Here is a 13,194-nt window from a genome sequence, read left to right as displayed (position 1 = left end):
CCCATGATGAGGACCTTGCTGGTCCGCGGCATGCTCGCGGGCCTGGTCGCCGGTGTCCTGGCGACCCTTTTCGCCTACTTCTTCGGTGAGCCTTCGGTCGAGACCTCCATCGGTCTCGAAGGCACCGCCGCGCATTCGCACAGTGCTCCGGGTGCGGCTCCGGACGCGCACGAACACGCTCCCGCCGAGGCCGAGGCCGCGGAGGAAGAGCTCGTCACGCGTGGCGTGCAGAGCACCGTCGGCCTGCTGACCGGCGTCGGCCTGTACGGCGTCGCTGTCGGCGGGCTGTTCTCGCTCGCGTTCGCGTTCGTCTACGGACGGCTCGGCACCTTGCGGCCGCGGGTGACCGCGGCGCTCCTCGCCGGTGGCGCCTTCGTGGTCGTGTTCCTGGTGCCGTTCCTGAAGTACCCGGCGAATCCCCCTGCCGTCGGGCAGGCGGGCACGATCGGGAGCCGGACCTCGCTGTACTTCGGCTTCGTCGCGCTCTCGCTGCTGATCGGTCTCCTCGCGGCGGCGTTCGGCCGGAAGCTGGCCGACAAGCTCGGCGCGTGGCGCGGCGGGCTGATCGCCGCGGGCGGGTACGTCGTGCTGATCGGGGTGGCGGCGGCGCTGCTGCCGTCGATCGACGAGGTCCCTGCCGGGTTCCCCGGTTCCACACTGTGGACCTTCCGGCTGGCGTCGGTCGGCACGCAGGTGGTGCTCTGGACCGCGCTCGGCCTGGCCTTCGGGGCTCTGGCCGAGAAGGCGTTGGCGCGCAAGGAAGTCGCTAGCCCGCAGCCCGGCTGACCGGCTCCCACGAGCGCCATTCCGCGACGCGGTCCCGGTGCAGTTCCATGATGACGTCGAAGTCCCCGTCGCCGAGCAACAGGCGGCGGGGCGGCGCGTCACTGGCCACCAGGTCGAGGACGGCCTCGGCGACCTTCACCGGGTCTCCGGGGACACCGTCGGCGTACTTGGCCATCAGGGCCGCGCGAACCGGATCGTAAGCGGGGTTCGCCGGTGAGATCTTGAGACTGGCGCCCATGAAGTCGGTGGCGTAGATCCGCGGCTCGACCAGGGTCACGTGGATCCCGAAGCCGTCGACCTCCTGCGCGAGCGCGTCACTGAAGCCTTCGAGCGCGAACTTGCTCGCGTTGTAGAGGCCCATGGTCGGCACGGCCATCAGGCCGCTCACGCTCGACATCTGCAGGATCCGGCCCGCCCCCTGTTTCCGCAGCACCGGAAGCACGGCTTGGGTGACCCACAGTGCGCCGAAGAAGTTCGTCTCCATGATGGCCCGCGCGTCGTCCTCGCCGATCTCTTCGACCGCGCCCATCAGGCCGAAGCCCGCGTTGTTGACGACGACGTCGATCCGCCCGAACACTTCGGCGGCCTCCTCGACCGTCGTGAAGACCGAAGTCCTGTCCGTGACGTCGAGTGGCAGTACGACCAATCTGCTTTCGCTCGCCGCCACCAGATCATCCAGTGACTCGGGGCGGCGCGCCGTGCCCACGACATTGTCCCCCGCCTTGAGCGCGTGCTCGGCGATGAGGCGACCGAACCCGCGGCTGACGCCGGTGATGAACCAAGTACGCATTTCCTGCTCCTCCAGATCGAACGAGACGAACCGTCTCGTCTCGTTGTGCTACCATACCGGCATGGCAGGAAACGTCAAGTCCCCGGATCCGACCCGGCGAAACGAACGCTCCCGACAGGCGATCCTGACCGCGACGACCGAACTGCTCGGGGAGGTGGGCTACCCGAAGCTGGCGGTGGAGGCCATCGCGTCGCGGGCGGGGGTCGGGAAGCAGACGATCTACCGGTGGTGGCCGGACAAGGGCGCGCTGGTGCTGGACGCGTACCTGACCATGGTCCAGGGGGCCGGTGAGCTGACCTTCCCGGACACCGGCGACCTCGAGGCCGATCTGCGCACGGTCCTCCGGTCTACGGTGAACCCGTTGGCGGACAAGGGATACGAGGGCTATTACCGCGCGTTGCTGACCGCGATCCAGGGTGATCTGAAGCTGTCGGCGGAGCTCGACGAGCGGCTCATGCGGCCTTGGCTGGAGGCGACCCGTGCGCGGTTCCGCCGGGCCGCGACGGCGGGGACGGTCGACGGCACCGACATCGAAACGGGGGTGGATCTGTTCTACGGGGCGGTGTACTACCGCTGGCTGCTGCGGACCGGCCCGCTCACCGCCGAGTTCGGCGAGTCGGTGGTCCGGCTGGTGCTGCGCGCGCTACGGCCGCCTTCAGGCACCGGGTGGGACGAAGGGCAGGCCGGGCCGAGCGCCACCCTCGATCAAGTGCATGAGACCCACGGTGTCGACGTGGAGCTCGACAGCGTCGGCGAGCCGTTCCAGCATGCTCTCCCGGAGCACGCCGAAACCAGGAGCACCGTCGACCGGTGACCAGTCCGCGACCTCGCCCAGCCAGGCGCGGCGGAAACCGTCGTTCTCGAAGGCGCCGTGCCACATCGTGCCCCACACCGCACCCTGCCGGTAGCCGTCCAAAAAGGACTCGGCGGGGCCGGTGGCCGTCACGGCGCCGTGGTGGATTTCGTACGCCTCGACAGCCTGGCCTCGCCACGCACCCGTGGGACGGGCCAGTACCTTGTCCGCGCTGAACGAGACACGGGTCGGCAGCAGGCCGAGACCGGGGACCGTCCCGGCGCCGGATTCGACGTCGTCCTCGATCTCGGCGGCCAGCATCTGATAGCCGCCGCAGATCCCCAGTACCGGACGGCCCGCTTCGGCGCGCGTCCGCACGGCGTCCGCCAGACCGCGGGCACGCAGCCACGCCAGGTCGTCCACAGTGGCGCGGGACCCCGGCAGGATCACCACGTCGGCGGACAGGACCGTGTCCGGATCGGCCGTCAGCGCGACCGAGACACCGGGCTCGGCGGCGAGCGCGTCGACGTCGGTCGCGTTGGAGGCACGCGGAAAACGCACGACGGCGATCCGCAGGGATCCGCCCGAAGCACCCCAGCCCGCGGCGGCCAGCGCGTCCTCCGAGTCGATCCACACCTGGTCGAGCCAGGGCAGCACGCCGAAGACCTCGCGGCCGGTGAGTTTCTCCAGTGTCTCCAGTCCCGGCCGCAGCAGGCCGACGTCGCCGCGGAACTTGTTGACCAGCCAGCCCGAAACCAGCGCTTGGTCCTCCGCAGACAGGAGAGCGAGGGTGCCGAACATCGCGGCCATGACGCCGCCGCGGTCGATGTCGCCGACGACGACCACGGGCAGGCCGAAGCGCCGTGCCAGCCCCATGTTGACGTAGTCGCCTTCGCGCAGGTTGATCTCGGCCGGACTGCCCGCGCCTTCGCACAGCACGACGTCGAAGCGGCGTCGCAGCGTGGAGAATGTGTCGAAGGCGATCTCCGCGAGCCCTGCCCTGCCTGTCGCGTACTCCCCCGCCTCCAGCGTGCCGAACGGTTTCCCGAGCGCGACGACGTGACTGCGGCGGTCGCTGCCGGGTTTGAGCAGGACCGGGTTCATCGCGGCCTCGGGTTCGACCCCGGCCGCCCGCGCCTGCAGCCATTGCGCGCGGCCGATCTCGGCACCGTCCGCGCACACCATCGAGTTGTTCGACATGTTCTGCGACTTGAACGGCGCGACCCGGACGCCCCGGCGCGCGAGCCAGCGGCACAACGCGGCGGTGACCAGGCTCTTGCCCGCGTCCGACGTCGTCCCCGCGACGAGCAGGCCGCTCACCGGGTGACCGCGACCGCGACGGCGAGCGCGGCCAGGCCGACAGCCCTCGAAAGCCGGACAGCGCGGCGCACGTCCACCGGTTCCGGTTCGCGGCCGTCGCCGAGGACACCGCGGCGTTCGGTGCGGCCGCCGTAGCTGTTCGTCCCGCCGAGCCGGACCCCGAGCGCGCCCGCGAAAGCGGCCTCGACCTGGCCCGCGTTCGGACTCGGATGATGTTTCCCGTCGCGGCGCCAGACCCGGAACGCGGCTTTGGCAAAGCCGCCCGCGAGTGGCGCCGAAGCGACGGTCAGCGCCGCGCCGACGCGGGAGGGAACCAGATTCGCCAGGTCGTCCGTCCTGGCCGACGCCCAGCCGAAGTTGGCGTACTTCGGCGAGCGGTAGCCGACCATCGCGTCGAGCGTGTTGAGCGCCCGGTACCCCAGCAGACCGGGGATCCCGGCGACCGCTCCCCACAGCAGCGGCGCGACGACGGCGTCCGAAGTGTTCTCCGCGATCGACTCGGTGGTGGCGCGCGCGAGTTGCTCGGTGTCGAGATCGGTGGCGTCGCGGGCGCACAGATGCGACAGCCGCCGCCGCGCGGCGGGAAGGTCACCGTCGTCGAGCAGCCGGGCCATGCGCGTGCCCTCGGCCGCGAGCCCCCGGCCGCCCAGAACCACCCAAGTGGACGCCGCGGTGAGCGCGAACCGCGCGAAAGGCCGCTTCCGGGTCCAGAACTGGGCCGCTACACCCAATCCGGTGACGGTGCCGGCGCAGGCGGCGGTGTACGCCGCTCCCCTCGCCTTCGAATCAGCCCAAACCCGCTGCTCAAGGGCTTGCGCGGCGCGCCCGAAACCGGCGACGGGATGCCCGCGCCGTGGATCTCCGAAGACGGCGTCGGCGACGTAACCGGTAACGAGTCCGGCTGCGGTGGCGGCTTGTCGGAGTGGCACGTGGCGAACGGTAGCGCGTGCACGAGAATGCGGGGTATGACCAAGCTGACGCATCGCCTCGCGGGGGTTCTCGAGACCCTCGCGAGGGCACTTCGCCGTTACTCGCGCGACGACGGCAAGGTGCTGATATTGGGCGGCGTCCGCTCTGGGAAGTCACACCACGCCGAGGGCCTCGCGTCCCGCCACCCGCACCTGACCTACATCGCGCCCGGACTGCCGCCGAGCGCCGACGATCCCGAATGGGCGGCCAGGGTCGCCGCGCATCGCGCGCGACGGCCGTCCCACTGGAAGACGATCGAGACCACCGACCTGGCCACGGTGCTGCGCACGGCGACACATCCGCTGCTCATCGACTGCCTCGGCACCTGGATCAGCCGGGTGCTCGACGAGGTCGGCGCCTGGGAGCAGCGCCAGGGCTGGGAACGGCGGCTCGACGACCGGCTGGAGGACTTCCTGGCGGCGTGGGCGCAGGCCGACGTGCCGGTGATCGCGGTCAGCAACGAGGTCGGCAGCGGTGTGGTGCCCGCGACGGTGTCCGGGCGCGTGTTCCGTGATGTGCTGGGCGCGTTGAACAACCGGGTGTCCGCCGTATCCGACCGGACCGTGCTGGTCGTCGCCGGACGGATGCTGGACCTGCCTTAAGGAGCCGCCATGCGTATCCCCGCCCCGGACGCCGCCGCCGAAGCCGCCGCGCGCGTCAGACTGGACGGCCTGGTCAAGCCGCTGGGTTCGCTCGGCAGGCTCGAGGACCTGGCCGCCTGGCTCAGCGCCGCGCACGGCACCGTCCCGCCGCGGCCGCTCGACGACGTCCGCGTGGTCGTGTTCGCCGGTGACCACGGGGTTTCCGCGATGTCGGCGTATCCGCGGGAGGTCACCGCGGCGATGGTCCGGGTGTTCCTGGCCGGGAAGAGCGGCGTCGGTGTGCTGGCCGCGCAGGCCGGGGCGACGGTGCGGGCGCTGGACATCGCCGTGGACTGGGACGGCACGGACGTGCCCGCCGAGGTCACCGCGCACAAGGTCCGGCGGGGGTCCGGTTCGATCGACGTCGAGGACGCGCTCGCCGAGGGCGAGGCGCGGGCGGCGTTCGAGCACGGGCTGGCGATCGCGGACGAGGAGATCGACGGCGGCGCGGATCTGCTCATCCCCGGCGACATGGGGATCGGCAACACGACGATCTGCGCGGCCGTGGTCGCATCGGTACTCGGCCTGGCGGCGGACGACGTCGTCGGCACCGGCACGGGGATCGACGAAGACGGTCGGGCGCGGAAGGTAGCGGTCGTCGAGGCCGCGCTGACCAGGGCAGGTGCGGTGAAGGACCCCTTCGCGGTGCTGACCGCTCTCGGCAGCGCCTGTCTCGCCGCGACGGCGGGCTTTCTCGTGCGCGCGGCGGCCCGCGGGGTGCCGGTGCTGCTCGACGGCGTGTTCTCGGGGGCCGCGGCGCTCGTCGCACGGGAGATCGCGCCGGGCGCCGAGCGGTGGTGGCTGGCCGGGCACCGGTCGACCGAACCGTCGCAGGCGTACGCCTTGAAGGCGCTCGGGCTGGACCCGATCCTCGACCTCGGGCTCCGGCTCGGCGAGGGCAGCGGCGCCGTGCAGGCGGTGCCGACGCTGAGGGCCGCGCGGGCGATTCTCGCGGACATGGGGCTGCTGGCGGATCTGGCTTGATCGCCGACGCGCTGAAGATGGCCTTCGGGACCCTGACCACGGTCCGGGTCCCGGCGCCGAAACTGATCGACCGGCGGGTGGCAGGCGGCGCGATGGTGCTCGCTCCGCTGGCCGTCGTTCCGCTCGCGGCGGTCGCTTCGGTGATCGTCTATTCAGGTGATCTCGTCGGCTTGCCCGCCTTCGCGTCGGCGGCGCTCGCGATCGGCGCGGTGGCGCTGGGCAGTCGCGGGCTCCATCTGGACGGGCTCGCCGACACGGCCGACGGCCTCGGCGCTTCCTACGATCGCGAACGGGCGCTGGAGGTCATGCGGCGCGGGGATTCCGGGCCGACCGGGATCGCGACCCTGGTGCTGGTGCTGCTCGTGCAGGTCGGCGCGCTGGCCGGGGCGATCTCGGCCGGGCACGGGGTCGCCGCGGCCGCGATCGCCGTCGTCGCCGGACGCGGTGTGCTCTCGCTGTGCTGTGCGCACGGTGTCCCCTCGGCCCGGCCGGAAGGGCTCGGCGCGACCGTCGCCGGTTCGGTGCCGGTGTGGACGGCCGCGCTGGTGTTCGCCGTGCTCGCCGGAGGGGCGGCGCTGGTGCTTCCGTGGCGGCAAGGGCTGATCGCGGTGGCGCTGGGATATCTGGCCGCGTCGGCGCTGCTGGCCCGGTGCGTCCAGCGGCTGGGCGGGGTCACCGGGGACGTGCTCGGCGGATGTGTCGAGGTGGCCGTCGCGGGGATTCTGGTCGCTTCGTCGTTCTGTGGGGTGTGATGCGAAAGTGGCTTTCGCGGCACCGTCGATCCCGACACACGCGGAACCCGGCAGGCACTCACGAGGAGGCAGGGTCACCCGCCGCGAGCTTCTCGTCGATTTCCGGGATCCAGAAGCACAGTTCGAGGGTCTTCATCCCGGCCCAGAGACTCAGTTTCCGGCTTTGCGAGACCAGGGCGAGCGCGGCGAACAGGAGCAGCACCGCGAGCCCGGCGGCGACGAACGGATGCTTGCCGGCGAAGATCTCGACGATCGCCGCGACCGCACCGGCCAGCAACGGAGGCGCGCAGTTGCGCACCATGAGCCCGGACGCGCGCAGCCTCGTGACGTCGACCGCGACCTCCTTGTCGTGCAGCTGCAGCGCGCTCAGCAGGAGATGCGTGTTCTCCTTCAGGAACGCGCGGTCCTTGGCCTCGGGCGAGCGCTTGAGAAACACCTCGACCGGGTTCCGGTCGCGCCTGCGCGGCACGATCCGCTCCAGCGCCTCGCCGAGCGGATAGGCCAGATAGCCCAGCAGGAAACTCAGCACAACGATGACGACGACCAGCATCACGGTCGGCACGCCACCGATGCTCGCGGCCGTCAGGATGTGGAGCTTCGCCCCGAGGTAACCGAAGAACGCGACGTAAAGCGCGCCGGGGATGGTGTAGGCGAAGAGATCGAAGACGCCGATCACGAAGTTCACCGGCTCATCCAACCATTTCGCGCGCGGTGTGGCGTCAGAATCTGTGCTCGCGCACGCGATCGGCCTGGATCCGCTCGAACCGCTGAGCCTCTTCCCCGGTGATCAGGACGGCGTCGTTGTCCGGGCCCCTGGCACCCATGAGCCGGGTGAACCGGTCCGCCTTGCCCGGCCGCCAAACCAGGTCACGGGTGAACTCGTGGAGGTCGTCACCGTGACCGTCGGCACGCACCACGGTCATCGGATCATCCAGTGTGAACCGGCCGAGCACGATCGCCCAGTGGTAGAACTCCGGGCCCCACCTCGGTTCGACGGCCCGACGGCCACCGGTCCGCTCGGCCATCTTGGTCTTGAACCACTCGACGAACTCCTCGGTGACGGGCAGGTAGTCCTGGTACTCGCGGCCGGAGTCGATCCGGTAGATCTGGTCGGACTTCCGCCAGGTCAGGTCGACGGTGAGGGATTCCTCGGAGGAGGGCGTTCCCCGGACCACGGTCCAGGGATCGCTCAACGGGTGGTTACGGCTGACGATGGCCCAGTAGCTCAACGAACCTCCAACGCCAAGGCCGCCAGGAAACGGTCCACCGTCTCCCGGTCCCGGACAGCGATCCGCAGGTACCGCGCGTCCAGGCCAGGAAAGGTGTCCCCGCGCCGGACGGCGAACCCGTTGTCCCGCAACCGTTCCCGGACACCGTCGGCACCGGGAAGGCGGACGAGCACGAAAGGCCCTCGCGGCTCCCCCAGTACCTCGACGCCCAGCGCGGTCAGGCCCGAGACCAGGTACTCCCGGTCGGATTCCGCGGCGGCCGCCAGCTTCTCGGCCTCCTCCAACGCCGCCGGACGGCAGCACGCCACCACGGCGACGGCGGCCAGCGACGACACCGACCAAGGCGGCTGGACGGCGCGCAGAGTGTCCACAACGGACTCGTCCGCCAGGACGTACCCGGCGCGCAGCCCGGCGATCCCCCAGGTCTTCGTCAGGCTACGGAGAACGACGAAATCCGGTTGTCCCGCGACGCTCTCGACCTCGCCGGGGACGGCGTCGAGGAAGGCTTCGTCGACGACCACCAGGCGGCCGGGACGCCGCAAGGCGAGCAGGTCCGCGGCCGGGTGCAGCACCGAAGTCGGGTTCGTGGGATTCCCGACGAACACCAGGTCCGCGTCCTCCGGAACGCCGCCCAGCCGGAAACCGTCGTCGGGTGACAGGAGAACACGGTGCACGGGATGACCGGCCGCGCGCAGAGCGGCTTCGGGTTCGGTGAACTGCGGATGCACGACCACCGCGTGCCGGGGCCGCAACGCCGTGGCCAGCAAGGTGAAGGCCTCGGCCGCGCCCGAGGTCACCAGCACTTGGGACTCCGGCAGCCCGTGCCGGGCGGCCACCGACGACACAGCGGCGGTGACGTCCGGGTACGCGGCCAGGTCGTCCAGTGCCGCCGCCAGTTCGGCGCGCAGCCAGGCAGGCGGCGCCGGGAGCCGGACGTTGACCGCGAGATCGACGAGCCCTTCGCCGACCTCGCGGTCTCCGTGGTGCCAGAGGTCGTAGTCAGCCATGGGCCCGCACCGCGGCGGCGAACCGCTCGGCGAGTTCGGGGTAGCCCGCCCAGTGGACGTGCAGGTAGGACGCGTGCAGCGACGCCGACGCGAAGCCGTCGGGCGTGCGGTCCCAGCCCCAGGCCGGGGTCGGGCCGCTGCCGGGTTCGACGATCGTGCGATGGAACTCGTGCCCGGTGACGCGTTGCCCGGCGACGGTCAGCACGGTGTCCGCGGGCGAGAAAGCCTTGCGGTAGCCGAGTTTCCCGCGTTTGGTCATGGTGGCGGAGGCGTCGAGGACGCCGGTCATCGGCATCCCGTCGATGTCCTGGCACAGGTACAGCAGGCCGGCGCATTCGGCGACGACGGGCATTCCGTCGCCGATCGCGCGCGCCACCGCCGTCCGCAACGGCACGTTCGCCGACAGCTCTTCGGCGTGCACCTCGGGGAAGCCGCCGCCGAAGTACAGCCCGGCGCAACCCTCCGGAAGTTCCTTGTCCTGCAAGGGATCCACCTCGACGACATCGACGCCGGCGGCGGACAGCAGTTCGTCGGCCTCGGTGTAGCGGAAGGTGAACGCCGGACCGGCCGCGACGGCGACGACCGAACGCCGTCCCTCGTGGGCGAGCGGCGGCCGCCAAGGTTCCCCGGAAAGCCGGGGCGCCGAGCTGGCGATCTGGACGACGGCGCCGAGGTCGACACCGTCGCTGATCCAGCCCGCCAGCTCCGGCAGGAGCCGCTCCGACTCGCTCGCGCGTTCGGCCGCCGGGACGAGGCCGAGGTGACGGCTGGGCGCGTGGATCTCTTCGTTGCGGTACAACGTTCCCAGCAGCGGGACCCCGGTCGCTTCCAGCGCGGTGACGATCTCGTCCGCGTGCCGCTGCGAGCCCAGTTTGTTGAGGATCACCCCGGCGAGCCGGACGCGGGTGTCGTACTGCGCGAAACCGAGCACGGTCGCGGCGACACTGCGCGACGCCGCCGAGGCGTCCACGACGAGCACCACCGGGGCGTCCAGCAGCCGCGCGACATGCGCCGTCGAGGCGTAACCCTCGGTGCCCAGCGCCCCGTCGAACAGGCCCATCACGCCCTCGATGATCGCGATGTCGGCCCCGGCGGAACCGTGCCGCAGCAACGGGATCAGCTGGTCTTCACCCTGCAGGAACGGGTCGAGGTTGCGGGCGGGCCGCCCGGTCGCGAGGGCGTGGTAGCTCGGGTCGATGAAGTCGGGGCCGACCTTGTGCCCGGACACCTTCAGTCCTCGCGCGCGCAACGCCGCCATCAGGCCCGCGGCGATCGTGGTCTTGCCGTGCCCGGAACCGGGCGCGGCGATGACCACGCGATTCACCATTCGATGCCCCGCTGGCCTTTTTGCCCGGCGTCCATCGGATGCTTCACCTTGGTCATCTCGGTGACCAGGTCCGCGGCCTCGATCAGCTCCGGCGGCGCGTACCGGCCGGTGATCACGACATGCTGGTGCCCTGGACGCGCGGTCAGCGTGGAGACGACGTCGTCCACTTCGAGCCAGCCCCATTTCAGCAGGTAGCTGAACTCGTCGAGGACGTAGAAGTCGTGGGTTTCGGCGGAGAGACGGCGTTTGATCTCGGCCCAGCCCTCGCGGGCGTTGGCGGCGTGATCCTCGTCGGACCCGGCCTTGCGCGCCCAGCTCCAGCCCTCGCCCATCTTGTGCCACTCGACAGCGCCGCCCTGGCCGGTGTCCTCGTGCAGCTTGCCGAGCGCGCGGAACGCGGCTTCCTCGCCGACCCGCCATTTCGCCGATTTCACGAACTGGAACACGCCGATCGACCAGCCCTGGTTCCACGCCCGCAACGCCATCCCGAACGCGGCCGTGGATTTCCCCTTCATCTCGCCGGTGTGCACGGCGAGCAAGGGACGGTTGCGACGCTGACGGGTGGTGAGACCGTCGTTCGGCACCGTTTCCGGTTTGCCCTGTGGCATTACGCGGCCCTCCCGGAGATCCGCGTGCGGACGGCACCCGCGAGCGTGTCGGCGGCGACCTCGGTGACCGGGACATGTTCCGCGCCAAGGTGTTCCGCGAGGTCCGCGGCGAGCCCGAGGCGCATTTTGCCGCTCTCACAGTCCATCACGACCGACGTCACGTTCCCGGCCAGCAAACCGGCCGCCTGCTGTGCCCGCTGGACGGCGTCGGCGCCGCTGGTCGCCCGGCCGTCGGTGACGACGACGAGCAGCGGACGTCGCAGCGGATCCCGGACCGCTTCGATCCGCAGCACCCGTGCCGCTTCGAGGAGTCCCTCGGCCAGCGGCGTGCGGCCACCAGTCGCGAGACCGTCCAAACGGGACGCGGCGGCGTCGACGCTGATGGTCGGCGGAAGCGCGAGTTCGGCACCGGAGGCGCGGAAGGTCACCAGGCCCACCTTGTCGCGGCGCTGGTAGGCGTCGAGCAGCAAGGACAGAACGGCGGTCTTGACCTCGCGCATCCGCTGACGCGCGCCCATCGAGCCGGACGCATCGACGCAGAACAGCACGAGGTTGCCTTCGCGTCCCTCACGCCGGGCGAAGCGCAGATCCTGCGGCCGCACCACGAGCCCGGCGCCGCTGCGGCCGCGGGACCGCTGGTGCGGCGCGGCCGCGCGCACGGTCGCGAGCAGATGCGGATGCCCGTCCTTGGTCCCGGCGGGCTGGACGCCGATGGTCCGCCCGTTGTCGGTGATCGCGCGGGACCGCCGCCCGGCGGCGCCCTCACCGGTGCCCTTCACCTCGAAACGCCTGGCACGAAAGGCTTCCCCGGCGCCGACCGGCTTCTGGTCACCGCCGCTCTGGCCCCCGCCCGAGGGTTCCTGGGCGCCTTCCGACGACGGAGCTTCGCCCTCTGAGGGGGGCGGCGGGGTGCCCGAGCCAGGGCCGTCGTCTTCCGGGCCGGGACCTTCAGGCTCGGCGTCCTGCAACGCCTGCTCCAGCTGCTCCTCGGAGATTCCTGGCGCGTCGAAGGGATTGCGGCGACGGCGGTGCGGCAGCGCGAGCCGGGCCGCGACCCGGACGTCCTCGGTGGTCACCTCGGTCCGCCCGGCCCAGGCGGCGTGCGCGACCGCGGTCCGCGCGGTCACGATGTCCGCGCGCATACCGTCGACCTCGAACGAGGCACAGACCTCGGCGATCTGCCGCAGCGCGTCGTCCGGCAGCTTGACCGACGGCAGAAGTCGTTGTGCCGCCTCGATGTCGGCCGCCAGTTCGGCGTCGGCCGCGGCGTACTGGCCGGCGAAACCGTCGGGATCCGCCTCGTAGGCGAGCCGCCGCCGGACGACCTCGACGCGCAGTTCAGGATCCCGGCTGGACGCGACCTCGACGGTGAGCCCGAAGCGGTCCAGCAGCTGCGGGCGCAGTTCGCCTTCCTCGGGGTTCATCGTGCCGATCAGGACGAACCGGGCGGCGTGCGACACCGAGACACCCTCGCGTTCGACGGTCGCGCGGCCCATGGCGGCGGCGTCGAGCAGCGTGTCGACCAGGTGGTCGTGCAGGAGGTTGACCTCGTCCACGTACAGCAGCCCGCGATGCGCGGCCGCGAGCAGGCCGGGCTGGAAATCGGTGACGCCGTCGGCGAGCGCGCGCTCCAGGTTCAGCGAGCCGATCACGCGGTCCTCCGCCGCGCCCACCGGCAGTTCCACCAGCCGCGCGGGACGGCGGTGCGCGGCCGAGCCCTCGGCGTGCGGGCCGTCCGGGCAGGCCGGGTCGGGTTCGACGGGGTCGCAGGAGAACCGGCACGCGTCCACGACGTCGACGCCGGGCAGCAGACCGGCCAGCGCCCGGACCATCGTGGATTTCGCCGTGCCCTTCTCCCCGCGCACGAGCACCCCGCCGACGGCGGGCGAGATGGAGGAAAGCACCAGCGCCAGGCGCAGATCCGACATCCCCACAACGGCGGTGAACGGGTACGGCTTCACAGCTCTCCTCGTCGTAGACGACCTCCA

13 protein-coding genes and 1 pseudogene are annotated in these 13,194 nt (G+C 71.3%); 5 read left to right on the top strand and 9 right to left on the bottom strand.

Going from position 1 to position 13,194, the window contains the following annotated elements:
* Positions 1-3 precede the first annotated feature (3 nt).
* Complete coding sequence (locus AMYAL_RS0126740) at positions 4-786, top strand: CbtA family protein (protein ID WP_026467480.1); 783 nt, start codon at positions 4-6, stop codon at positions 784-786.
* Here AMYAL_RS0126740 and AMYAL_RS0126735 read toward each other — a convergent pair.
* A complete protein-coding gene (locus tag AMYAL_RS0126735; protein WP_020634339.1) occupies positions 767-1,576 on the bottom strand; it encodes an SDR family NAD(P)-dependent oxidoreductase in 810 nt (269 codons plus the stop codon). The two genes, AMYAL_RS0126740 and AMYAL_RS0126735, sit on opposite strands and share 20 nt — an antisense overlap.
* Between AMYAL_RS0126735 and AMYAL_RS48570 the strand changes: the two are divergent.
* Positions 1,527-2,198: pseudogene (locus AMYAL_RS48570) on the top strand (TetR/AcrR family transcriptional regulator); the annotation flags it as partial. The gene AMYAL_RS0126735 and the pseudogene AMYAL_RS48570 sit on opposite strands and share 50 nt — an antisense overlap.
* Positions 2,199-2,231: 33 nt before the next feature.
* Here AMYAL_RS48570 and AMYAL_RS0126725 read toward each other — a convergent pair.
* A complete protein-coding gene (locus AMYAL_RS0126725) occupies positions 2,232-3,689 on the bottom strand; it encodes a cobyric acid synthase (protein WP_020634337.1) in 1,458 nt (485 codons plus the stop codon).
* Positions 3,686-4,618, bottom strand: a complete 933-nt coding sequence (locus AMYAL_RS0126720) for a cobalamin biosynthesis protein (RefSeq protein ID WP_020634336.1) — start codon at positions 4,616-4,618, stop codon at positions 3,686-3,688. Before AMYAL_RS0126720 ends, AMYAL_RS0126725 begins: the two co-directional genes overlap by 4 nt.
* Positions 4,619-4,654: 36 nt before the next feature.
* Between AMYAL_RS0126720 and AMYAL_RS0126715 the strand changes: the two genes are divergently transcribed.
* Genes AMYAL_RS0126715 through AMYAL_RS0126705 form a run of 3 tightly spaced genes read left to right on the top strand, consistent with a single transcriptional unit; the run spans position 4,655 to position 7,035 of the window.
* On the top strand, positions 4,655-5,260 hold the full coding sequence (locus tag AMYAL_RS0126715) for a bifunctional adenosylcobinamide kinase/adenosylcobinamide-phosphate guanylyltransferase (protein WP_020634335.1): 606 nt from the start codon (positions 4,655-4,657) through the stop codon (positions 5,258-5,260).
* Positions 5,261-5,269: 9 nt separating this feature from the next.
* Positions 5,270-6,283 (top strand): nicotinate-nucleotide--dimethylbenzimidazole phosphoribosyltransferase, encoded by a 1,014-nt coding sequence (gene cobT, locus AMYAL_RS0126710; RefSeq protein ID WP_020634334.1) that lies wholly within the window; start codon positions 5,270-5,272, stop codon positions 6,281-6,283.
* Positions 6,280-7,035, top strand: coding sequence for an adenosylcobinamide-GDP ribazoletransferase (locus AMYAL_RS0126705; RefSeq protein WP_020634333.1), 756 nt, complete (start codon positions 6,280-6,282; stop codon positions 7,033-7,035). The genes cobT and AMYAL_RS0126705 overlap by 4 nt, the downstream gene beginning before the upstream one ends.
* Positions 7,036-7,093: 58 nt before the next feature.
* On the opposite strand, the gene AMYAL_RS0126700 is transcribed toward AMYAL_RS0126705, so the two are convergent.
* The 6 genes from AMYAL_RS0126700 to AMYAL_RS0126675 are packed head-to-tail and all read right to left on the bottom strand — an operon-like array spanning position 7,094 to position 13,167.
* Positions 7,094-7,720, bottom strand: coding sequence for a hypothetical protein (locus AMYAL_RS0126700; RefSeq protein ID WP_020634332.1), 627 nt, complete (start codon positions 7,718-7,720; stop codon positions 7,094-7,096).
* A gap of 34 nt (positions 7,721-7,754) precedes the next feature.
* The gene (locus AMYAL_RS0126695; RefSeq protein ID WP_020634331.1) at positions 7,755-8,264 is read right to left on the bottom strand and encodes a hypothetical protein; all 510 of its coding nucleotides are present in this window, start codon (positions 8,262-8,264) and stop codon (positions 7,755-7,757) included.
* Complete coding sequence (gene cobC, locus AMYAL_RS0126690) at positions 8,261-9,271, bottom strand: Rv2231c family histidinol phosphate aminotransferase CobC (protein ID WP_020634330.1); 1,011 nt, start codon at positions 9,269-9,271, stop codon at positions 8,261-8,263. The genes AMYAL_RS0126695 and cobC overlap by 4 nt, the downstream gene beginning before the upstream one ends.
* Entirely contained in the window at positions 9,264-10,598 is a 1,335-nt protein-coding gene (locus AMYAL_RS0126685) for a cobyrinic acid a,c-diamide synthase CobB (RefSeq protein ID WP_026467479.1), read from the bottom strand. The genes cobC and AMYAL_RS0126685 overlap by 8 nt, the downstream gene beginning before the upstream one ends.
* Complete coding sequence (gene cobO / locus AMYAL_RS0126680; RefSeq protein WP_020634328.1) at positions 10,592-11,206, bottom strand: cob(I)yrinic acid a,c-diamide adenosyltransferase; 615 nt, start codon at positions 11,204-11,206, stop codon at positions 10,592-10,594. Before cobO ends, AMYAL_RS0126685 begins: the two co-directional genes overlap by 7 nt.
* Positions 11,206-13,167, bottom strand: a complete 1,962-nt coding sequence (locus AMYAL_RS0126675) for a putative cobaltochelatase (protein WP_020634327.1) — start codon at positions 13,165-13,167, stop codon at positions 11,206-11,208. The genes cobO and AMYAL_RS0126675 overlap by 1 nt, the downstream gene beginning before the upstream one ends.
* Positions 13,168-13,194: the final 27 nt, after the last annotated feature.

It is taken from the genome of Amycolatopsis alba DSM 44262 (assembly GCF_000384215.1).
GTDB classification, from domain to species: domain Bacteria; phylum Actinomycetota; class Actinomycetes; order Mycobacteriales; family Pseudonocardiaceae; genus Amycolatopsis; species Amycolatopsis alba.
This window is presented reverse-complemented; position numbering and strand designations above follow the sequence as displayed.